Genomic DNA, 20,257 nt, shown 5'->3' on the forward strand with positions numbered 1-20,257 from the left:
GTTAAGCCAGGCGCCCTGCAGTTGCGGTACCTACGAATCAGGGTACCGTCAGGTACTCAGATCTTCAGTCGTCGTCGCGCTCGAATACGGTGAGCCTGGAGGAGGAAATAGCATGTTGGAATCAGTAGCATCGATAGCAGCGGTGCGGTAAGCATACCCCCTATCATCGGTGCTGCTATGCGCTTCATGATCTCCGAACCGGCCCCTGACCCCCAGAGTATGGGCAGCAGCCCCGCGATGATCACGGCTACCGTCATCGCCTTGGGCCTCACCCTGAGCACTGCGCCTTCCTTGATAGCTTCTGTCAAATCCTGCTCGGTTCCATGTCCTGCTGCGAGGCGGGGCGACCAGGCGCTGCGCAGGTACACCAGCATGATGACGCCAAACTCGGCAGAAACGCCGGCAAGGGCGATGAAGCCCACGCCTGTAGCGATGGACAGGTTATAACCCAGGACATACAACAGCCAGATCCCACCGGACAACGCAAAAGGCAGCGTTGCCATGATGAGTACCGCCTCGCTGGCCGTACCGAAGGTGAAGTACAGCAACACGAAAATGATCGCCAGTGTAGCCGGTATCACCCACAGCAGGCGCTGGTTTGCCCGCTCTAGGTACTCGAACTGACCCGAGTACGAGACAGTGAGGCCGGGGGCGAGTTGGACCCGGGATGCTATCTGTGTCTGAAGCTCTTTCACTGTCGTGGCAAGGTCGCGCCCACGCACGTCCACATAGACCCAACCCGAAAGCCGGCCATTTTCGCTACGCAGCATCGGTGGGCCGTCGGTGATGCTGACATCTGCCACCATCGATAGGGTAATTTGCTGGCCGCTGCTGGTGACGACGGGGAGCCCTTTTAGCGCCTGTGCCGTATCTCGCCATTCGCGTCCGTAGCGCAGGTTTATAGGGTATCTGGCGAGCCCCTCTACGACTTCGCCGATGTTGCTTCCGCCAATGGCACCGGAAACCACTGCCTGCACATCACTGATATTCATGCCATAACGCGCTGCGGCCTGGCGATTGATACGTACGTCTACGTAGCGTCCTCCTGTCAGCCGTTCCGCCAGTGCGGATTGGACGCCGGCGACTTGCTTGGCCACGGCCTCGATCTGTTGAGTTGCCTGGTCTATCTGCGCAAGCGAGGTGCCCGCGACCTTGATCCCTACCGGGCTTTTAACGCCCGTGGCAAGCATGTCGATGCGGTTGCGAATGGGGGGCACCCAAATGTTCGAAAGGCCTGGGACCTGTACCGCCTTGTCCAGCGCCTCGATCAGCTTTTCAGGGGTCATCCCGGCTCGCCATTGCTCCTTGGGCTTGAACCGTACAGTAGTCTCGAACATTTCCAACGGCGCCGGATCGGTAGCTGAATCCGCACGTCCCGCCTTGCCGAATACCCGATCCACTTCAGGAACTGTGAGGATCATTCGGTCAGTAAGTTGGAGTAGCTGGCTCGCCTTGCTGGCCGATAAACCAGGCAAGGCCGATGGCATGTACAGCAAATCGCCTTCATCCATTTGAGGAAGAAATTCTCCCCCTAGTCGGCTTAAAGGCCAAAGCGTCGAGAGAAACACCAGGGCGGCGATAAGCAAGGTGAGTTTTGGCCACGCCAGAACCGTGTCGATTGCCGGGCGGTACACCGCGATCAGCCCGCGGTTGAGAGGGTTCTGATGCTCGGATGGAATCCTTCCCCGGATCCAGTAACCCATCAGCACGGGGACCAGCGTCACCGAGAGCCCTGCCGCGCCTGCCATTGCATAGGTCTTGGTGAAGGCCAAGGGCCCAAATAGCTTGCCTTCCTGGGCCTGCAGCGTAAAAACAGGCAAGAAAGACAACGTAATCACCAGCAGGCTGAAAAACACAGCCGGCCCGATCTCGGCAGCGGCTTGAGCGATTACGTGCCAGTGAGCCTGGCCTTCCAGCGGCTCCCCAGGATGCTGCTGCTGCCACGCTTCGATGTGTTTGTGCGCATTTTCGATCATCACTACTGCAGCATCGACCATCGCTCCGATGGCGATCGCAATCCCCCCCAGTGACATGATGTTGGCATTGACGCCCTGGTAGTGCATCACAAGAAAGGCAACCAAGATGCCCAGGGGCAAGGTCACGATGGCCACCAGCGAGGAACGTACGTGCCAGAGGAAGACTAGGCAGATCAGCGCGACCACCCCAAATTCTTCAAGCAGCTTGAAACCCAGATTGCTGACGGCGCGATCGATAAGCTGTGAGCGGTCATAGGTCGTGACTATTTCAACCCCAGCCGGCAGGCTGCTGCGCAAGTTTTCTAGCTTCTCCCTAACGGCAATCAGGGTATCGCGTGCATTCTTGCCGGAGCGCAAAAGAATGACCCCGCCCACAACCTCACCTCTGCCGTCCAGCTCAGCAACGCCGCGCCGCATTTCAGGCCCAAGCTGGATATTGGCAACTTGCCCGAGCAACACCGGGATGCCATTGCGAGAGGTCCGAAGAGGAATGTTGTTGAAGTCCTCCAGGCTTTCCAGATAGCCGGACGCCCTGACCATGTACTCCCTTTCGGCCATCTCCAATACCGCACCACCCGCTTCCTGGTTGGCGCCCTGGATGGCCTGGGTCACTTCCTGTTGGGTTACTCCGTACGCTGCCAGCTTCAGGGGATCGAGTACCACCTGGTACTGTTTGACCATGCCGCCGATTGTCGCGACTTCAGCCACGTTAGGGAGGGACTTGAGCTCGTACCGAAGGAACCAGTCCTGGATCGACCGTAACTGAGCGAGGTCATGGCTACCCGAGCGGTCAACGAGCGCATATTGGTAAATCCAACCCACGCCCGTTGCATCAGGCCCCAGACTAGGCGTAACGCCTTTTGGCATGCGCGCCTGCGCTTGGCTGAGGTACTCCAACACCCTTGATCGCGCCCAGTACAGGTCAGTCCCGTCTTCAAAGAGCACATAGACAAACGAGTCGCCAAAGAACGAGTAACCTCGGACCGTCCTTGCGCCTGGCACCGAAAGCATCATCGTGGTCAGAGGGTAGGTCACCTGATTCTCCACAAGCTGTGGAGCCTGACCGGGATAGCTGGTTCGAATGATGACTTGGGTATCAGACAAATCAGGCAGCGCGTCCAGTGGTGTGTTGCGCACGGCCCAGAGCCCTGCGGCTACCACGACGAGCGTAGCTAGCAACACCAGGAATCGGTTGGCGATAGACCAGTAGATCAGCCGGCGAATCATTGGCCAGTCTCCTGCTTGGAGAGCTGTTCAACGATAAGCCCAGCGTCGCTTTGGGAAATTCCAATGGCGACGTGATCACCCACCTTGAGCCCTTTAGCCACGTCCGGCCTCGCCAGTGGGAAGGTCATGGTCATGCCGGGCATGCCAAGACTTTGGAACGGGCCATGGGCCAGTGTGACGGTCTCGCTGTCCAGGTCAATGATCTGACCCGTACTTGTGTGCCATTGCGCTCCCTCTGAGGGGCCCTCACGCGCGAGCAGGCCTTGGAGGCTCGCTTCCGAATCAAGCAGAAATTGCCCTGAACTGACTACCTCATCTCCTTCGGCCAGGCCCTTGACGATTTCTGCTTGTCCCCCAGATTCTTTGCCCAGTTCGACCACCTGCGGTCGATATCGCCCCTCGGGTAACGCAACCATGACGAAGGACCGCTTACCGCTGCGGATTACGGCTTCGCTCGGGGCTAGGAGTACAGAGGGCTGCTCTTCACCCTGCAGGCGAACCTGAGCGTACATGCCTGGACGAAGCTTCCCGTTTGCATTGGGTAGTTCAGCGCGCACCGTGACCGTCCGCGTTGCGCTGTCAGCGGAGGGCAACATGGCAATGATCTTTCCCTGTATAGCTTGGCCAGGCCAGGCGACGAAAAAGGCAGAAATGGGGTTGCCCACCGCCACACTGGATGTCAGAGCCTCAGGTACGGAGATGTCCAGCCATACCCTCGAAAGCCCATTGATCCGAGCCAGGTCCTGGCCTTTGGAGATAGCCATTCCGGCCTTGGCGTCGAGGGTCAGCAGCTCACCGGCGATGGGCATCACGATAGTTTGTACGGCAGCCGCTCGGCCGGTGCGGTCTACAGCTGCAATGGTGGATCCGGGCATTCCCAGCAAGCGAAGGCGTTCTTTCGCAGCGGCAGTGAGCTGAGAGTCTCCGGTCTGTTTTACAGCCAGGTATTCAAGCTGCGCAGCGGACCACTGAGGGATGAGCAGGTCTACAAGCGGTGTGCCGGCGGCTAATACGTCGCCCGGAGCCCGGCCGTAGACCTTATCAACGTAGGCGTCGGCACGGGCCTGGACCGTGGCCAGCTCCCGCTGGCTGTATCCCAAAGTGCCGGCGGCATCAATGCTTGATGGCAATGCCCCGCGTTGCACCCGCACGGTTCGAACACCCAGGCTTTGCACTGTTCCTGCCGCCAGTCCCAAGGATGTTGACGCTTGCTCATCGGCGTATTTTGGAACCAGGGCCATGTCCATGAACGGCGATCGACCGGGCTTATCAAAATGCTGGTCTGGCTTCATGGGGTCATACCAATACAGCGCGTTGCGCGCTTGGGTCGTGGTAGTGCCAGGTTCGACAGCTGTCGATTCGCTTGCCGTGCCGAGCCAAAAGCCAAGCAGAGCCCCCACGCCTACCAGGCAGGCGGCGGACAACGTACCCATCACGTATGAGCCCTTCATTGCGCGCCCTCCGCGTAGGCAAAGAAGAGTTTGGCGGTCAGAACCGACAGCTCTTCCTCCAACCCGACCTTGCGCAAAGTCGCTTCAATCAGCTGCCGGCGCGCAGAAACGACCGTGCCGATGTCAGCGCTGCCAGCCTTGTAAGCCACCATTTCCAAGGAGAACCTACGCTGGGCCAGCGGTATAGCGCTCTCGGTGCTTCGCCTGAGTACCGCACGTAAGCGATCCTGTTCAGCCAGCCCCGATTCCAACTCCATCTGGTGACTGCGTAACATCACTTCCTGTTCTTGCTCCATGCGCGAGAGGTTCTTTTCCCTTGATGTGATTCGCGGCCCTTGCCTTGCCCCGGTGAACAGTGGAAGGTCGAACGTCACCTGTAGGCTGACCATATCGCCGAATCGCTTGTCGCGGTTGCCATAACCAAGCTCCACGCCCCAGTCGGGCTTTTTCTCGGCGACTGCTTCGCCCAGCTCGGCCTTGGCCTCACCGACCCGAGCGGCGGCGGCCTGGATATCGGGATGATGGGCCAGACCATGCTGGCTATGAGTAGCTGACCACTCCAATACAGGCGCCGACCCAGCCAAGGGCTGGTCACCTTGCGCACCCAGGAACTGGCGCAATTGTGCCCTGGCGCCGGCTACACCACTGATCAGCTGATCGCGCCTGTCTTCAAGGTCCAACGTCTCTTGTTCGAGCGCCACGGCGTCAGCAGGCTTTGCTGTTCCCCCGGCAATCAGCGCAGGTACCGTGGAGCGTTGTAGGTTGAGCTGTTTCAACAGGTCATCAAAAGCGGAAAAGCGTTGCTGAGCATAAAAGAGCCTCAGCCAACTGGCGGCAACGTCCTGCTTGACCTTGATCAGAGCCTGGCGCTGCTCGGCTTGCGCAAGCTCAGCGAAGGCTTCAGCCGAATGGCGCCGTGCACGGCGCTTGTCGCTGTTAGGAACTTCTTGCATAACCCCGATCCGACGCATCGTCATTGAGTCGTCGTCCAATGAGTAGCGCTGCTGCCCTTCTACGGGCAAGTTATCGATGCCCAGAAAGAGCTTGGGATTAGGTAGCGCATCAGCGGGGCGAATGGCGGCATTTGCCGACGCGACCTGAGCGGCCCTGGCTAGATTTTCAGGGGCCATTGTCTCTGCCAGCTTCAGCGCATAATCGAAAGTAAGGGCGTCAGCCAGGGCCGGCTGGGCCGCAGTTACAAGTAGCAAGAGTGCAAGCGCGCTAGATATGCCAGCGGCAAAAGCGGGACGAACAGGCATGACCTGCCTCCATGCGAAACCAATGTATACGCAGACCCGGCGGTATTGCGCCGTTGGTAATGCGCTCGGACAAAGGAATTACACGAAGCGTGGTGGACGCCAAGGCGTAGCGAAGGCCTCTTGAGGCGCTGGCCTAGCTACGCAGGCGTGAACTGGCAGGGGGCCCGGCTTTGGGATTTGTAGGATGAACAGGCTGATCAGAGAGCTGGTTTTGCAATCCTGTCCCCATTTGCATGGCGCTGTCTGGCTATCCTTGACCTTTTTCTCCATATCCGCACACGGTGTCTGAGCGCGCTTTTGGACTACTTGCATTGGACATGGCTCCGCTGGCAGCGGCCCGCCACCCTGGCCATAAGCGGGGAGAAGAAGACTTAGAATAAGCGCAAGTACAAAAACCACGCGAGCCATAGGATTCCATGAAGCGGGCCAAACCATTGGCTGTCACCGAGGCTGATTATAGAGCGAAACGCTTGCTGGGCCAGCTATAGCGCGCCTTGCTTACAGCATTGTAATGGGGTCTAGGCAGCTTCGAAGATATCCTTGAAGGATTCCATTCCAGGTGACTATTCCAGCAGCCCCTTGCCAAAGGGCCTGGCTTCAATCAGGAGCAACGATGAAAAGAAAGACGATCATGACCTTGGCGGCCCTGCTTATCGCGAGTACCGCTCAGGCGGCGGAGACGCTTGAGGTCGATGTCCACCGTGATGCCAATTGCGGGTGCTGCAAAGGCTGGATCAAGCACCTGGAGGCTGAGCGCTTCACCGTAAATGACCAGGTGGAGCAAGACATGACTGCTGTGAAGGGGCAGCTTGGTGTGCCGCAGGGACTGCGCTCGTGCCATACCGCTGTCATCAACGGGCGCTTCGTGGAAGGGCATGTGCCGGCAGAACAGCTCAAAGCGCTGAACACGCGTACAGACCTAGTGGGGATTGCGGTCCCAGGCATGCCGCCGGGTTCTCCGGGCATGGAGCAGGGCACTGCCCGGCACGCTTACAAGGTCATCGGGGTAACTGTTGCCGGACAGCAGGAAACGGTCGCAGCGTACGATGCCAGGCCTTAAAGGGTTCCATACAAGCCACTCCGCAAGAGGAGTCGCCTGGCTCTTCTTAGCATCTGAGCCAGGCTTAATGCACAGCCAGTAGCGCAAACTATTGCATCGCCATCTCCACCTCCGGGCTGAGCGTACCCAGCCAGGCGATCAGCCCAAGAACAACCACCGCTGCAGCAAGCTCTGTGGCCATACTCCAACGCAAGGCCTTGGCGGCCCCGGTGTAGTCCCCGTGCCCAATGGAATGCTCAAGGTGAGGGCTGAGCCGAAAGCGGTTCAACGAGGCCAAACCAATCATTGCCGTAAACAGCACCAGTTTAGCCATCAGCAACCACCCGTACGTGGTATCAGCCAGGCTGTCCAACTGGGGGCCAACGATGAACAGGTAGTTGACTATCCCTGTGACCAGGATGGTCGCGACGATGACACCACCTGCTGATTCAAAGCCGGTTAGCGTCCGCGCCAGGATCTTCACAGAACCGTGGTTATCTACCTTTTTAGCTCGCAGCAGTAAGGCAAAGGCCACCAGAGCACCTACCCAGCCGCCTGCGGCAAACAAATGCACGATGTCGGTCGCAAAATGCCAGAAACGGCGACTTCCTTCATCCATAGCACCGTGGCCCGTCCAGGCCAGTGTGGCCAAGGCAACCCCGCTGAGTGCTGTGACCACCCAAAGACTGCCTGTCGGGCTGCGGCTGGTTAGCAGACCAGCGACCGCTATCATGGCAAGGGCCGCCATGCGTACGTTCCAGGAAAAACCCACCTCGGTTTCTGCCAGCATCATTTTGATATGAGGGAAAAGCTCCTCCCACTCAGTAGCACCACTCATTGCCTTAGTCATCTGCAACAGCGCGGCAAGGGACAGCAACGCTCCCAGCACGGCTGTCCCGGTGAGTAATAGCTTGAAGTTCAGCACCGCGCCTGACTGGCGCTCCGTTCCCCTCAAGCTGTACAGGCCGAAAAGGGCCAAGCCAAACAACACCATCAGGTCGGTATAAAGCGCAAAACGAAGCGCGATGCTGAGTGGATCGGCCATGCTTATTTCACCTTGAAGGTGACGTTGCCTGTAATGGGATGGGTATCGGACGAGACCGCGCGCCATTCCACCTTATAGCTGCCCGTCGTGAGCGGCGACGCTGGGGTAATGACCATCGTCTTAGGATCGCTGCCAGCGGCCACGCTTGCTTTTACCGACATAGGGGAATTAGGCATGCCAGGCATGTCCGTCATGATCAGCTTGGCACCGGAAAACTGGGTGACCAAGTTTTCCGAGAAATGAAGCTCGACCTTCTCCGGCGCAGCACCATCAGCCCCTTGCGCAGGCGTGGAAGACACAAGCTTCGGATGGGCTTGAGCCAGGGCGCTTGCCAGCATGCCGGCAGCAAGAAGGGTGGCGATACCTGTGGACTTCAAGAGAGACATAAAACGCTCCTCACAGCGGATGGCTGTTCGATTGGGGTAATTACTGGGTGAATGTAGCGGTTAGAACCACAGGCGCACGCCGAGAACCAGGCGGGCTTCACTACGATCCTCACCCTCGTCGCGGGCATAATCGGCCGTGTTCCCATATGACCGGTTCCAGGTCACACCAATGTAGGGGGCAAACTCGCGGCGGATTTCGTAGCGCAGTCGTACGCCGACTTCACTCTCGGCCAGACCCGCACCGGTACCCCTCTGTGGGTCATTCTTGCCGTAGAAATTGACCTCGGCAGTAGGCTGCAGGATGAGTCGATTGGTCAGAAGGATGTCGTAGTCACCTTCAAGGCGCATGGCTGTTTGGCCGCCTTCGCCAATAAAGACCGTAGCCTCGGCTTCGAAGTTGTACAGCGCCAGGCCTTGAAGACCAAAAGCGGCCCAGGTCTGCGGATCTCCTGGCTTGAAATCCTGGCGAACGCCTGTCACAACATCCCACCAGGGGCCAACAGCATGGCCCCAGAGGGCCTGAACTTCCGCTTCTTCGGTTTTGCCATTGAGCCGCTCACCTTCCGAGCGCACCCACAGTCTGTCGATGTCGCCACCAGCCCAACCGGTGAAATCCCAGTTCAGCGCGCTGCCGCCGTCAGCGTCCTGCCATTCAAGCTGATCGAACAGGAGCATGTAGTTGATCGACTCATCATGCACCGTGTGGCCCGCGTCCGATTTATAGACGGCGGCGCGGTCCGCTGCGTTAATCGCGGGGATGGGCGTACGGCTCTGAGTCGGAGCAGGCTTTTGGGGGGACGAGGCCATGCTCGTCATGGAGTCATCCATACCCTGCATCTGGCTGTGGTCCATACCCTGCATCTGGCTATGATCCATCCCCTGCATGGTGTCTTCCGCTGCCGCATAGGCAAATGGGGCCAGCATCAGGCTCGTTGTGATCGCCAGACGCTTCCCATTGCGGGCTAGTAATGTGTCCATACCTGTCATTCCTCTACCCGGACTTCACGGAACATGCCCATCTCCATGTGGAACAGGAGATGGCAGTGATAGGCCCAACGGCCAAGCGCATCCGCGGTGACTCGATAACTGCGTTTGGAGCCAGGAGGCATGTCAATCGTGTGCTTGCGCACCATGAAGTTGCCGTTCTCGTCCTCGAGGTCGCTCCACATCCCGTGCAGGTGAATGGGGTGGGTCATCATGGTGTCGTTTACCAGTACCACGCGCACTCGCTCGCCATATTTCAATCGCAGGGGCTCAGCATCAGCGAACTTGACCCCATTGAATGACCAGGCGAATTTTTCCATATGGCCTGTCAGGTGCAGCTCGATTGTTCGCCCGGGCTCTCGGCCGTCCGGGTCTTCAAAGGTGCTTCGCAAATCAGAATACGTAAGCACCCGACGACCGTTATTGCGCAGGCCTAATCCGGGATCATCCAATTTAGGCGTAGGACTCATGGCCTGCATGTCAACCAACGGGTTGTCCTTCTCGGTAGCCGGGTGGGCTTGCATCGGCATGTCACCCATGCCTGACATCCCCGCCATGCCGGCCATGTCTCCCATGGACCCGTGGTCCATGCCTGACATTTTGCTATGGTCCATGCCCTGCGTCTGCCCGCCGTCCATGCCCTGCATGGGTGCGCCAGACATACTGTCCATGCCCTTGTCCCCTGCGCCCATTGCGCCGTGGTCCATTCCCTCCATGCCTTGCATGCTGCCCATGTCGCCCATCGAACCGTGATCCATACCGCCCATACCCATGTCCGCCATGGTCACCAGTGGTCGAGGATCAAGGGGCGGTACGGGCGCTAAGAGGCCTTCACGAACCGCCAGGGTGCCGCGCGCGAAACCAGTACGGTCCATCGACTGAGCAAACAAGGTGTACGCCTGCTCGGTAGGCTCAACAATGACGTCATAGGTCTCGGCCACCGCGATGCGCAGCTCGTCAACGGTGACAGGCTTCACGTACTGTCCATCCGAGGCGACCACCGTCATTTTCAGGCCAGGGATACGCATGTCGAAATACGTCATGGAGGAACCATTGATAAAGCGAAGCCGAATCTTTTCACCTGGACGGAAAACGCCCGTCCAGTTCGTGTTCGGCGCGTGGCCATTCAGGAGATAGGTGTAGGTAGCCCCGCTCACATCGGCCAGGTCAGTGGGGTTCATCTTCATTTCAGCCCACATTTTTCGGTCAGCCATGGTCGCTGACCAGCCTTGCTTGTGGACGTCCTCGATAAAATCGCCAACCGTGCGCTTGTTGTAGTTGTAGTAATCCGATTGTTTTTTCAGCTTTCGCATCAACGAAGCGGGGTCTTCGTCAGTCCAATCGGTCAGCATCACTACATAGTCGCGGTCATACGCAAAAGGCTCGGGATCCTTGGCTTCAATCACTAATGGCCCATAAACGCCAGCCTGCTCTTGGAAACCGGAATGGCTGTGGTACCAGTAAGTGCCATTCTGCTTGACGTGGATTTTATAAACGTACATCCCGTCCGGCTCGATGCCGGCGAAGCTTAGTCCTGGTACACCATCCATATTGGGGGGCAAAATAATACCGTGCCAATGGATCGATGTGTGATCGCGCAGCTTGTTGCGCACCCTAAGGGTTACAGTATCGCCTTCTTTCCAGCGCAATAGGGGCCCCGGAAGCCCACCGTTAATAACCATTGCCGTACGCGGTTTGCCGGTGATGTTTACAGGCATCTCACCGATTGAAAGATCAAAATCAGTGCCGGTAAGCGTGTTCAGTTGACTAGGCCCTGAAAGCGCCCACGACGGGTTTCGCCAGAGACCCAGGCCACCTAGAACCCCCATGGCCGTCAGGCCCTTGACGAAAGTGCGTCGCGACGTTTTCGATTGCATATTTCTGCCTGATAGTTGGAAAAATCTACTGCGGTTGCGCTTGAAAACAATACTTGAACGAATTCGTCTCAAAGAGTGGCACAGCCTAACCAACACGGCGATTACATTTCTGTAAGCTTGCCAAGGAGGTTAGCAGTGCTTTGGCTTCGCTTCTGGACCTTCTTGCGCCACTTCAGTTGCCTCCTGCGAAGCGGCTTTTGCGTTGTAGGCTGACATAGCCGTTTCACGGGCTTCGGCCATGCGAGCAGACAAACGGTCACCCCCACCTTCGGCAAGTGCCAAGGAAGATGCGCCCAGCGCGAGGGTAACGAGAAGAATTTTGGCAGCGTTCATAAGTAAATCCTCAGTTTTAGGTACCCGGTAAAGGGTTGGCCCATTCAGGTGGAGCGCGTTTGGCGCTGAGGTAAATACTAAGGGCCTGTACCTTTCAGGTAGCTGAGGGGAAGATTACAGTTTGGACAGCTACTCTCGGCGCGCTTGGCAGACTGAAATGGATAGTCGCCTTCAACGGCTGCGCTTTTGTTCCCGTAAACCTTACAGAAATGTAATCGTGGTAAACCCTACCAGTGTCGTTTTCTGAGCTACCCTTCGGAAGACACAGGATTTTTTTACTGTTGAAGCCGGTAAAAACATCAATAAAATAACGTTCCCAAGAGGTCTACTATGCTTAATGAATATCTAAGGGGTGTCACTATTACAAGCATTCTTTTATTAGGTTCCGTCTCTTTGTCGTACGCTGACAACAATGATTCACATGCTGCGTTCAGTGAAAGAAACGGTACTAATAGCACGGCCCCATCTACGATGGGTGGAGATGCGTCCACCGCATACATGCAGGCGATGGAGAAGATGAACAAAGGGATGATGAGTGGTATGGCGTCTGACCCATCGAAAAGCTGGGCTCAGATGATGGTCGAGCATCATCAAGGCGCCATCGACATGTCCAAGATTGTGCTTAAAAACACTCAAGACCCTGCTATTAAACAGATGGCTGAAAAAAATATACAAGAGCAAAGTAAAAGTATTGCGGAACTAAAATCTTGGCTAAGCAAAAACTGATGCGACAGGTTTGTGTCTATCCAACCCCAACTGCACAATGACTGCACATGTAGCTGGTGCCACCGTCAACTTTAGTAAAATAAATGCACGTGTAGAGTTCCCATGAAATGAGCAGCAAGCTCCTAACCACCTTCGCAGCAAAAAACCGCCCCGTTAAGGCGGTTTTTTGCCCTGCTGCGCTGTAAGGAGGCTGACACGGTCATGCTGCGGGTAGGCAACCTACTCAATGCTGCCGCCTCTACTTCCACCTCCAGACACTGGCACATCATCATCCTGCCGCAGAAAATTGACGGTATACCAGGGCTGAGCTTCGCGGTCATCGAGCCGTCCGGCGTGTACGTGTGCCGGTTCAAGGTCCAACAGAATGGAACATACTGGTATCACAGCGACTCCGGGTTCTAGGAGCAGGTGTGTGTATAGCTCTGGTCATTGAGGCGAAAGAGCTCACGCCTTTCAAGTACGATCGTGTCTACACTCCACAAGCGCACAGTCGGTGACTTCGTCAAAGATGAGGCTGATGAAGCACGATCACGGCGATGGAACTGCCAATCGACGTCGCCCCTTCGGCAAATTCCACCCTTGAATCATTAGTAGAAAATCCCGTGGCGCCGTGCCGAGCGTGTTTGAAGACCCGGTGCCGAACCAACAGAACAGCGCTCCCGCAGTACTGGTAATTCGATGCACTGATAGAGAATTTCCGCTGCGGTGCAATAAGAAGAAAGTTGCGGTCAGAAGGGCTATCAACGTTGCGGAGCCGAGCGTAACCCGTACCGACTGCGAACCATGAAGTCCGACATGGTAGTGCCGGCTGCGCTGGGATTTCAGGTGGAAAAGCGGTGTGGCTAGCGGAGCCACAGCGATGCTATCTCGGCACCACTGGTGTCGAATTAGCTGGTTAATACTTCACCTTGTAGGTCGGTGAGTCCTCAGGCCTGTTCTCCCGGCGATCATAGATCTTGGTTGTGCTGATATTGGCGTGACCCAGCCAGGCCTGGACCTTGGCGATATCGGCTTCATGCTCCAGGGCGTTGGTGGCGGCGGTGGCTCGTAGTCCGTGGACTCCTAGACCGTCGACCTGAATCCCGGCTTTCTTCGCGTAAGCCGCCACCACCATATAGATGCCGTTGGCTGTGATGCCGGCACCGGTTAGCTTGCCGCGCAACGGTATGAACAGCGGTACCTTCCTGTCCGCCCAATGATGCCCTGAGCTTTCCAGGTACTGATGGATGCGCCCGGCCGCCACCGGGTGCAACGGCAGGTAGCGCACCTTGCCGCCTTTGCCGTGTACCTTGAGGTGTTGAATCCCGCGGCGGTCTTGGATGTCGCCGACCTGCAGCAGCGCCGCTTCTTCGCGGCGCAGTCCGTGATAGAGAAGAACAGCCATTAGCGCCCGGTCGCGCAGCCCTTTAAGGGTCGTTTCGTCCGGGGCCTCAAGCAGCGCTTTGGCCTGGTGATCGCCCAATGCCGGCGTCTTGCCTTCGTTGCTCTCGATCTTCGGTCGTTTCACTCCATGCACGGGATTGCCGCCGGCGATCGCATTGCTCTCCAGGAGGTGATCAAACAGGCTGGCCAGCGCCGCCAATTTGCGTCGAATCGTGGCGCCCGCCAGACCGCGATGCTCGAGCTGGGCGCGCCAGGCCAGAACATGCGATCGGGTCACCACGCGAAATTCATCAGCGGAGGCCAGCCCGACAAATCCGCAAAAATCTTCCAGGTCATTTTGGTAGGCACGTCGTGTTCGAGGGTTGTCGAGGTTGGCAAACCACTCGACCGCGGCCGGAACCTGGGCCAGCGTCTGAAATTCGACTGACGTGAGCCGACGCTGATCGTTCTGATGGGCTTTCGTCAGTTCCTGCATATCATTCTCATTATTGGCTCGCGTGAGATCACTGGCTGTGTATCTGGTCACAAAAGCAATGCCGATTAGGTCCGCCGTCGCCGAAACCGATAAACGGCAATAATTGGTGATAACCTATTTTATCACCACTTTGCGCTGTTGCTGTTCTTAGGTGCTCTGGTCCGGGGTAGATATTGATTTTGGGCCAACCTACGTCGTTTAGTCGTTACAAACGGAACTATGTAGGGCATCACCCCACCCGTCATTGCGGCACCTAACGCCACTCCGATGAAAATGCGTATTTCGGAAAATTCATCTGGCACCAAGCTGAGCAGCACAAGAGACGCAAGCGTGATGCCTAGCGAAATTTGCCAGACACGGTGATCAATCTTTACATCACGCAGATCGAATACTGCCGTTCGCACTGACTCGTCCTTAAAGTTCTGAGTGGCTACCACCGTTTCCAGGTCTACTACTGCTTCATCCCCGAATTCTGGATTTCCCAGTGGTGAAGTAATGCCTTTGGGCATAAAAAATGCGAGCTGCACCTGCTTGGGTTCAGGAAAATCACTTGGCCAAGGCACCGGCCCCTTCACGCCATAGGCTTTCATTAAAGGTAGTGTCCAGCTCGGGTTGGGTATGTTCTCAACCCAGCGCCCGTCCAGTACTGCCCATGTCGCAGAGAAGGCACTTACCCGTATGCGATAGATTGTGATTCGTGTGGGTTCCGGGTAAGTACGCTCGTAGACTCTGGCTGGTATCGATTCGACGCCTTCTTCGCGGAAAAAGTCGACACGGTTCTTGCCCTCGCCAGGCACGAAAAGACCAAGTGGCTTAACCCAGGCATAGGTCGCGTCGTCTACCTTACCGCTTACCATCGCGACGAAGTCAGACAAATGTTCGCGACATTTCTCTGCCTCTTTTTCATCTAGGCTCTTACGTCGCCACCGCCAACTGCACCCAAGTGTGTTTGCGGTAGGTACTGAGGCAAACTGATAGGCCGGGCTGCCGTCATCTGTGCGTTCGCAGGCGCGGTAAAACGGCAAAACACAGCTTACGAACGACATCGGTACGTGAGGACCATAAGCGCCATCATGTAGATCGCGAGCAAGCATACTGGCGCCGTGATCAGCAACTGCACGGTCGATTAGGAACTTGTTGTATACGATAGATTGCACTGCACGATTCAGCTCTTGTGAAACGGCAAGATCAAGTGTGGAATGCGTCTTAGCTGAGGGGGGCAACGATTTTTCAGTCATATCTATACCTGACTGGCTGTTGTAATAATAAGTATGATAATGACGCTGGCATCAACTGATAGTGCTTTGGAAGAAGTAAGCAAAAAGTTCTGATTGCGATTTGATATTGAGCTTACTGTAAAAGTTTCTTCGATGTACTTTCACTGTTTCCGGAGATACTGATAGCTTTCCAGCAATTTCGCTATTTGAAAAACCACTCAAAGCCAGTTTTAAAACTTCAATTTCACGACCCGTGAGTTGTGGAGCAAGCTCTATAATCTTGTCCTGCCATTGCTGTGGGCGAGAGCTTTCTTTCTCTTCAATATCAGAAGCTATACGTTGCTTCATCAAAGCCAACACCCATGGTTTGATTAAGTCGAATATAGCAATATGCTCCTGAGTAAACCGACTTTTGCTACCCATGGATAAGCAAAGTGTTTTTTCAGAATTTAGCTGAACGTTATACTGAACTTCATCAACTGATACAAATTGTTCAAAATAAAGATGGTAATACTCTGTTTCCAAAAAGTGAGTCGGTGCAATATCCAAGAGATGAAAGAAACCGCTTTGCTGATTTTCTCGATTAGCTATGTAGAAGGGGTCAAGCATGTATAGCCCTTTGACATATCGGTTGAGCAGCCCATCAATTTCTTCCTCGTCAGCGGTATCAGGATAGCAAATTGCCTGTACCCCTTCGCTGCCAAACATCAGCACAACCCAGTTGTCGACTGGTGCGTACTCCTTCAGCAATCTGACTAGCGAATTCCAAAACTCAGGCCGGTTGAGCTTCTCGATTAGTTTCGCTATCGATCTGTGCCAAATTTGGCCCTGGAGCTGGTTTGGCATCGTCTACCCCTATTGGGTTATTTAAAACCTGACTTGATACGTTTATATTGCGCCCTCATGGATTCGGTACCTACCAATGGAGACTGACCAATGGCATGGAGTAAGCCTATGAAAAGCGTTCGTATGTTGACCATCATTACTGCCTCTTTGTTCAGCGCTGGGCTAAATATTGCGGTTGCGAGCCCACCCAGTGTGCATCTATACAACTGGTATGCCTTCATTGCACCAGACACCCCTAAAGAATTCGAGCACGAAACCGGCAGCCAACTGCTCATTGATTCCTTTGACAGCGCCGAGATCATGCAGAGCAAGGTCATGGCTGGGCGCACAGGGTATGACGTAGTGGTAGCTACCTCAAACGTGTTGCCGAGCCTGATTACTGCAGGAGTGCTCCAACCTCTGGATCGCAGCCAGCTCGGCAACTGGTCGCACCTTGATTCCGAAATACTGGCGAAGGTTTCTATTAATGACCCTGGAAACCGGTACGCAGTACCCTACCTTTGGGGGACTACCGGAATCGGATATGATGTCGATAAGATAAAGTCCGCACTCGGTGATGACGCTCCGGTGGATAGTTGGGATTTGGTGTTCAAGGAAGAAAACATTAGTAAGCTCCAGCAGTGCGGTGTAGCAATGCTCGACTCTCCGAGTGAAATTATTTCGATTGCCTTGCACTACCTTGGTCTGCCTCACAACAGCAAAAACCCAGACGACTATCAGAAAGCTCAAGCCTTATTGCTCAAGATTCGTCCTTATGTACGCTATTTTGACTCATCTAAAATTGATGCTGATCTGGCTGATGGTAATATTTGTATGGTTGTAGGATGGGCAAATGGTGCGCTTGCAGCGCAAGAGTTGAATGAGAAAAACAAAACTGGACGTCGGATAGCATACTCCATCCCTCGCGAAGGCGCTTTGGTATGGTCAGAGAATATGGTGTTGTTGAAGGATGCCCCTCATCCACAAGAAGGCATGGCGTTTATAAACTACATGTTGCGCCCTGATGTGATTGCTAAAACTTCAAATCACACCCTTTACCCTAGTGCTAATAAAGATGCAAAGCAGTTTGTTGAGCCAAAACTTAGAGATAACGCTTCGGTTTATTTGGATAAAGATACTATTAGTAGGCTTTTCCCTTTAGAGCCCCTTCCGTTGAAACTAGAGCGAATTCGCACACGCGCTTGGGTCAAAGTGAAGAGTGGTATTTAATCCGGAGATTTTTGCCGTGAATATTGAGCGCGTATTACCTAGATTTGTCTAAGTAGAAGTGCTCAAGTGATGGTATAGATTCGAGGACAGAATCAGCTATGACTACTCCAGTTGCTGTACTAGAAAAACCACACCGGGATGAAATCAAAGAGCTGGTGCAACTCGTTCGAATGGATGAGAAATATGCTGCGTTGGTTGCAGACGGTTTCTTACCTCTAGATGTGCAATCGAGTATATATAACTTTCAGAGAAAAAGCCGTATAGCGGAGTTATCTCAAAAATATGGCCTGATCTAACGAGTTTTCATCTAATCAGACTGTGTCTTTTTGGACGGGTTATTGTATGCGATGAATTTATCAGTGAGACGGATGATTTCTTCAAGACTTTCAGGAGAATCGACCTGGTTGATTTTTTCTGAAAGTTCTTGTCGCAGCGATATCAATCGCGTGCGGAGAACATCTTGGCCACCAGGCAGTAGCTCTCCTGGAGCGACGTTGAATATGGTTGCGATTCTTATCAACTGCTCGATGCCAGGCAGGGTTATGCCTCGTTCGTAACGTCCTATCAGCGGAGCCTCGCAGCCAATCTTTTCCGCCAAGTCCGCTTGGCTCAACGTAGAAGACTTCCGAAGGGCTTTGATTTTTGCTCCTACCACGCTCCTGACAGTGTCCACAGTGTCTCCAAAAAAAACCAATAATTTCATCTGCTTGCGCCTTCACAAAGTCACAAATATGTTTAATAGACACAAAAGTGTTTACTTTTTTTTTCTGTTCCATCTATTTTGTTTCCTAGAAATCCGTTCCCTGATTGAGCTCATTCGATCCAGAAGCGGATAGAGCCGGCTCTCTATGGCTCATGATTCTCCCCTGGGCCCAGCGGTTCCGGAATTCGAAAGAGCGCCTGATCGAAAGGTTCTGATTATGAAAAACTGGCACGTTTTGATGCACAATTCTGCCGTTTATCAGTCACTTATGACATTGATAGAACGGTTAGACGTTGAGGTGTATTCCCCCGTCAGAATCACCTCTCGCAAACGTACGGATCGCCCTTCGTCGATAGAAAAGGAGGTTCGTTTGTTTCCTGGCTATCTGCTGCTACGGTTCGATCCCGAGGTGACACACACCACAACCATCACAGCGTTGAATGGTGCCCATGGGTTCGTTCAGTTCGGCGGTCGAACCTGTGTTTTGCAGGACTCTACGGTAGAGGAATTAAAGGCTGCTGCGCTGATTCGATCTAACCGTTCACTCGATTGCATCGAGTTTCGCAATGTGCCGACAGAGCTAGAAAAAACGCTCCGTCTGATCATCGACATGAAATCTGAAGCTGCCCGCAGGGCGGCTTTCTTCGCGCTTCTGTCGCAGAACGCCGCGCTGGAGCGTCTTGTCGGGCGTTCTGGGACCGTTTTCTATTCGACGGTGAATGCCGCCTAGGCATTACCTATTTCCACGATTTCCCATTTCACCGCCAGGTCTCGCCTGGCGGTGTTTTTTTGCGTTCTCACAGCCCTTAGGAGTTCCCATGGCGTCATCCGAAGATGAAGCAACCACCAAGACATCAAGCGTATATATCCGACCGATTAGGGTGGAGGCGCTGAATAAAGCTGCGATACGGGTGAGCTATGAAACCCAAAGCTCCAGGCAGATTTCACCCTCGGAGCTCGCTCGGTATCTGATCGATAATTTTCTTGAAATGGCCGTTGGGCAACTGATTGAAGACTCCAAAAAACAGGTACCCGGCAAACCTCTTACGGCCCCAGATTAAAAGGAACCTGTAATGCTCACCACCAGTGCCTTTCTGGCCCTGGCTATGCAATGCGCTCCCTCGATACACCCAGACACGCTGACTCCCATCGTCAAGACAGAGTCTTCCTTCAATCCCTATGCCATTGGCGTGGTCGGCAAAGTGTTGCCGCGTCAACCGCAAAGCCTGGATGAAGCTGTTTTGGTGGTGAAGCAGCTGGTGGAGGAGGGCGCTAATTTCAGCATCGGCCTGGGCCAAATTAACCGGCAGCATTTCGATGTCAACCGACCTGAATCAGTATTTGAACCCTGCACCAACCTGCGCATGTCCGCCGCTGTTCTTGAACAGTGCTATGCAGTGGCCAGCGCCAAGGAGCCTAACCGGCAGGCCGCGCTTCATAAGGCTATTTCCTGCTACTACAGCGGCAACCCCAAAGGCGGATTCAAGGCTGAGGCAGCTTTTGGCGGCAGCAGCCATGTGCAGCGTGTGCTGGCCAACGCAGGCGGTACCACCGTGACCGTCCCTGCGCTGGAAGGCTCCGCTGAGCCAAGCCAGCTCCAGCGCGCTCAGGCCCCGGCATCCGCCGTTGAGCCGACCTATGAAAGCTGGGACGTGCTGCGCCAGTACCCGCGCTATCTGCCACCTGCACCACCGTCTGTTTCTGCTCCACCGGCTTCGCCAGCTCCACCAGCTGTATCCCCTGAAGAACCCTCAACTCTCCCTAAAGAGGATCAATGATGATCAAACGTACCCTTGTGCCCAACAAAGGCGAGCTGGGCATTCTGCTGGTGGCTCTGGCCTACCTGCCCGGTATCGCCTCCGCTGACTGGCTCAGCACGCTGAACCAGTGGGGCAGCAATATCCGCCTGGGCCTTTACACCCTGGCGGGCACCCTAGGCCTGATTTGCCTGATCTGGTCAGGTGCCAAATGGCTGATTGCTCGCTCCTCGGGCGATCGCTCGCACACCTTCATGGACTACCTGGAGCAGGTGGGTGTGCTGCTGGTCGTTGGTGGGTCTGTACTCCTCGGCACAGCGGCTTGGCAGGTGTTCGGCACCGGCGTGCCGGGTTGACCAGGAGC

Annotated in this window: 20 protein-coding genes and 1 pseudogene; 9 read left to right on the forward strand and 12 right to left on the reverse strand. The window is 55.1% G+C overall.

Features of this window, described 5'->3' with window-relative positions:
* Nucleotides 1–56 precede the first annotated feature (56 nt).
* The 3 genes from I9H07_RS24635 to I9H07_RS24645 are packed head-to-tail and all read right to left on the reverse strand — an operon-like array spanning nucleotide 57 to nucleotide 5,913.
* Nucleotides 57–3,203 carry an efflux RND transporter permease subunit gene (locus I9H07_RS24635; RefSeq protein ID WP_005782517.1) on the reverse strand — a complete coding sequence of 1,049 codons (3,147 nt, stop codon included), beginning with the start codon at nucleotides 3,201–3,203 and terminating at the stop codon, nucleotides 57–59.
* A complete protein-coding gene (locus tag I9H07_RS24640; protein WP_005782516.1) occupies nucleotides 3,200–4,654 on the reverse strand; it encodes an efflux RND transporter periplasmic adaptor subunit in 1,455 nt (484 codons plus the stop codon). Before I9H07_RS24640 ends, I9H07_RS24635 begins: the two co-directional genes overlap by 4 nt.
* Complete coding sequence (locus I9H07_RS24645) at nucleotides 4,651–5,913, reverse strand: TolC family protein (protein ID WP_005782515.1); 1,263 nt, start codon at nucleotides 5,911–5,913, stop codon at nucleotides 4,651–4,653. Before I9H07_RS24645 ends, I9H07_RS24640 begins: the two co-directional genes overlap by 4 nt.
* A 613-nt stretch (nucleotides 5,914–6,526) precedes the next feature.
* Here I9H07_RS24645 and I9H07_RS24650 point away from each other — a divergent pair.
* Nucleotides 6,527–6,973, forward strand: a complete 447-nt coding sequence (locus I9H07_RS24650; RefSeq protein ID WP_005782514.1) for a DUF411 domain-containing protein — start codon at nucleotides 6,527–6,529, stop codon at nucleotides 6,971–6,973.
* A gap of 88 nt (nucleotides 6,974–7,061) precedes the next feature.
* On the opposite strand, the gene copD is transcribed toward I9H07_RS24650, so the two are convergent.
* The 5 genes from copD to I9H07_RS24675 form a co-directional block, all read right to left on the reverse strand.
* Nucleotides 7,062–7,997, reverse strand: a complete 936-nt coding sequence (gene copD / locus I9H07_RS24655; RefSeq protein WP_005782512.1) for a copper homeostasis membrane protein CopD — start codon at nucleotides 7,995–7,997, stop codon at nucleotides 7,062–7,064.
* A 2-nt stretch (nucleotides 7,998–7,999) separates the two neighbouring features.
* Nucleotides 8,000–8,383, reverse strand: a complete 384-nt coding sequence (copC, locus tag I9H07_RS24660; RefSeq protein WP_005782509.1) for a copper homeostasis periplasmic binding protein CopC — start codon at nucleotides 8,381–8,383, stop codon at nucleotides 8,000–8,002.
* A 60-nt stretch (nucleotides 8,384–8,443) separates the two neighbouring features.
* Nucleotides 8,444–9,307, reverse strand: a complete 864-nt coding sequence (locus I9H07_RS24665; RefSeq protein ID WP_232505830.1) for a copper resistance protein B — start codon at nucleotides 9,305–9,307, stop codon at nucleotides 8,444–8,446.
* Between the two features lie 59 nt (nucleotides 9,308–9,366).
* A complete protein-coding gene (locus I9H07_RS24670) occupies nucleotides 9,367–11,244 on the reverse strand; it encodes a copper resistance system multicopper oxidase (protein ID WP_005782505.1) in 1,878 nt (625 codons plus the stop codon).
* A 129-nt stretch (nucleotides 11,245–11,373) separates the two neighbouring features.
* Nucleotides 11,374–11,577: a co-regulatory protein PtrA N-terminal domain-containing protein gene (locus I9H07_RS24675; RefSeq protein WP_005782502.1), complete on the reverse strand. Its 204-nt coding sequence runs from the start codon at nucleotides 11,575–11,577 to the stop codon at nucleotides 11,374–11,376.
* A 330-nt stretch (nucleotides 11,578–11,907) separates the two neighbouring features.
* Between I9H07_RS24675 and I9H07_RS24680 the strand changes: the two genes are divergently transcribed.
* Both I9H07_RS24680 and I9H07_RS24685 read left to right on the forward strand, forming a co-directional pair.
* Nucleotides 11,908–12,303 (forward strand): DUF305 domain-containing protein, encoded by a 396-nt coding sequence (locus I9H07_RS24680; protein WP_005782500.1) that lies wholly within the window; start codon nucleotides 11,908–11,910, stop codon nucleotides 12,301–12,303.
* A 171-nt stretch (nucleotides 12,304–12,474) separates the two neighbouring features.
* Nucleotides 12,475–12,776, forward strand: a pseudogene (locus I9H07_RS24685) (multicopper oxidase domain-containing protein); the annotation flags it as partial.
* A 422-nt stretch (nucleotides 12,777–13,198) separates the two neighbouring features.
* Here I9H07_RS24685 and I9H07_RS24690 read toward each other — a convergent pair.
* The 3 genes from I9H07_RS24690 to I9H07_RS24700 form a co-directional block, all read right to left on the reverse strand.
* On the reverse strand, nucleotides 13,199–14,161 hold the full coding sequence (locus I9H07_RS24690; RefSeq protein ID WP_005782496.1) for a tyrosine-type recombinase/integrase: 963 nt from the start codon (nucleotides 14,159–14,161) through the stop codon (nucleotides 13,199–13,201).
* Nucleotides 14,162–14,283: 122 nt separating this feature from the next.
* On the reverse strand, nucleotides 14,284–15,399 hold the full coding sequence (locus I9H07_RS24695; protein ID WP_005782495.1) for a hypothetical protein: 1,116 nt from the start codon (nucleotides 15,397–15,399) through the stop codon (nucleotides 14,284–14,286).
* 51 nt (nucleotides 15,400–15,450) lie between these two features.
* Nucleotides 15,451–16,224, reverse strand: coding sequence for a helix-turn-helix domain-containing protein (locus I9H07_RS24700; protein ID WP_005782492.1), 774 nt, complete (start codon nucleotides 16,222–16,224; stop codon nucleotides 15,451–15,453).
* A gap of 108 nt (nucleotides 16,225–16,332) precedes the next feature.
* Between I9H07_RS24700 and I9H07_RS24705 the strand changes: the two genes are divergently transcribed.
* Both I9H07_RS24705 and I9H07_RS24710 read left to right on the forward strand, forming a co-directional pair.
* Nucleotides 16,333–17,433 carry a polyamine ABC transporter substrate-binding protein gene (locus I9H07_RS24705; RefSeq protein ID WP_010199864.1) on the forward strand — a complete coding sequence of 367 codons (1,101 nt, stop codon included), beginning with the start codon at nucleotides 16,333–16,335 and terminating at the stop codon, nucleotides 17,431–17,433.
* Nucleotides 17,434–17,531: 98 nt separating this feature from the next.
* The gene (locus tag I9H07_RS24710) at nucleotides 17,532–17,729 is read left to right on the forward strand and encodes a hypothetical protein (protein WP_005782488.1); all 198 of its coding nucleotides are present in this window, start codon (nucleotides 17,532–17,534) and stop codon (nucleotides 17,727–17,729) included.
* Between the two features lie 11 nt (nucleotides 17,730–17,740).
* On the opposite strand, the gene I9H07_RS24715 is transcribed toward I9H07_RS24710, so the two are convergent.
* Nucleotides 17,741–18,136 (reverse strand): helix-turn-helix domain-containing protein, encoded by a 396-nt coding sequence (locus tag I9H07_RS24715; protein WP_005782487.1) that lies wholly within the window; start codon nucleotides 18,134–18,136, stop codon nucleotides 17,741–17,743.
* Nucleotides 18,137–18,353: 217 nt separating this feature from the next.
* Between I9H07_RS24715 and I9H07_RS24720 the strand changes: the two genes are divergently transcribed.
* From I9H07_RS24720 to I9H07_RS24735, 4 genes are all read left to right on the forward strand, one after another.
* Nucleotides 18,354–18,866, forward strand: a complete 513-nt coding sequence (locus tag I9H07_RS24720; protein WP_010199861.1) for a transcription termination/antitermination NusG family protein — start codon at nucleotides 18,354–18,356, stop codon at nucleotides 18,864–18,866.
* 88 nt (nucleotides 18,867–18,954) lie between these two features.
* Nucleotides 18,955–19,197 (forward strand): hypothetical protein, encoded by a 243-nt coding sequence (locus I9H07_RS24725; RefSeq protein WP_005782484.1) that lies wholly within the window; start codon nucleotides 18,955–18,957, stop codon nucleotides 19,195–19,197.
* 12 nt (nucleotides 19,198–19,209) lie between these two features.
* Complete coding sequence (locus I9H07_RS24730) at nucleotides 19,210–19,914, forward strand: lytic transglycosylase domain-containing protein (RefSeq protein WP_005782481.1); 705 nt, start codon at nucleotides 19,210–19,212, stop codon at nucleotides 19,912–19,914.
* Nucleotides 19,914–20,249 carry a hypothetical protein gene (locus I9H07_RS24735; protein WP_005782479.1) on the forward strand — a complete coding sequence of 112 codons (336 nt, stop codon included), beginning with the start codon at nucleotides 19,914–19,916 and terminating at the stop codon, nucleotides 20,247–20,249. The genes I9H07_RS24730 and I9H07_RS24735 overlap by 1 nt, the downstream gene beginning before the upstream one ends.
* Nucleotides 20,250–20,257 lie beyond the last annotated feature (8 nt).

Source organism: Pseudomonas syringae (genome assembly GCF_023278085.1).
Lineage (GTDB): Bacteria > Pseudomonadota > Gammaproteobacteria > Pseudomonadales > Pseudomonadaceae > Aquipseudomonas > Aquipseudomonas syringae_Q.

Coding starts and splice junctions, on each gene's coding strand:
- I9H07_RS24635 (WP_005782517.1), bottom strand. CDS start 3,203: ATGATTCGCCGGCTGATCTACTGGTCTATCGCCAACCGATTCCTGGTG.
- I9H07_RS24640 (WP_005782516.1), bottom strand. CDS start 4,654: ATGAAGGGCTCATACGTGATGGGTACGTTGTCCGCCGCCTGCCTGGTA.
- I9H07_RS24645 (WP_005782515.1), bottom strand. CDS start 5,913: ATGCCTGTTCGTCCCGCTTTTGCCGCTGGCATATCTAGCGCGCTTGCA.
- I9H07_RS24650 (WP_005782514.1), top strand. CDS start 6,527: ATGAAAAGAAAGACGATCATGACCTTGGCGGCCCTGCTTATCGCGAGT.
- copD (WP_005782512.1), bottom strand. CDS start 7,997: ATGGCCGATCCACTCAGCATCGCGCTTCGTTTTGCGCTTTATACCGAC.
- copC (WP_005782509.1), bottom strand. CDS start 8,383: ATGTCTCTCTTGAAGTCCACAGGTATCGCCACCCTTCTTGCTGCCGGC.
- I9H07_RS24665 (WP_232505830.1), bottom strand. CDS start 9,307: ATGCTGGCCCCATTTGCCTATGCGGCAGCGGAAGACACCATGCAGGGG.
- I9H07_RS24670 (WP_005782505.1), bottom strand. CDS start 11,244: ATGCAATCGAAAACGTCGCGACGCACTTTCGTCAAGGGCCTGACGGCC.
- I9H07_RS24675 (WP_005782502.1), bottom strand. CDS start 11,577: ATGAACGCTGCCAAAATTCTTCTCGTTACCCTCGCGCTGGGCGCATCT.
- I9H07_RS24680 (WP_005782500.1), top strand. CDS start 11,908: ATGCTTAATGAATATCTAAGGGGTGTCACTATTACAAGCATTCTTTTA.
- I9H07_RS24690 (WP_005782496.1), bottom strand. CDS start 14,161: ATGCAGGAACTGACGAAAGCCCATCAGAACGATCAGCGTCGGCTCACG.
- I9H07_RS24695 (WP_005782495.1), bottom strand. CDS start 15,399: ATGACTGAAAAATCGTTGCCCCCCTCAGCTAAGACGCATTCCACACTT.
- I9H07_RS24700 (WP_005782492.1), bottom strand. CDS start 16,224: ATGCCAAACCAGCTCCAGGGCCAAATTTGGCACAGATCGATAGCGAAA.
- I9H07_RS24705 (WP_010199864.1), top strand. CDS start 16,333: ATGAAAAGCGTTCGTATGTTGACCATCATTACTGCCTCTTTGTTCAGC.
- I9H07_RS24710 (WP_005782488.1), top strand. CDS start 17,532: ATGACTACTCCAGTTGCTGTACTAGAAAAACCACACCGGGATGAAATC.
- I9H07_RS24715 (WP_005782487.1), bottom strand. CDS start 18,136: ATGAAATTATTGGTTTTTTTTGGAGACACTGTGGACACTGTCAGGAGC.
- I9H07_RS24720 (WP_010199861.1), top strand. CDS start 18,354: ATGAAAAACTGGCACGTTTTGATGCACAATTCTGCCGTTTATCAGTCA.
- I9H07_RS24725 (WP_005782484.1), top strand. CDS start 18,955: ATGGCGTCATCCGAAGATGAAGCAACCACCAAGACATCAAGCGTATAT.
- I9H07_RS24730 (WP_005782481.1), top strand. CDS start 19,210: ATGCTCACCACCAGTGCCTTTCTGGCCCTGGCTATGCAATGCGCTCCC.
- I9H07_RS24735 (WP_005782479.1), top strand. CDS start 19,914: ATGATCAAACGTACCCTTGTGCCCAACAAAGGCGAGCTGGGCATTCTG.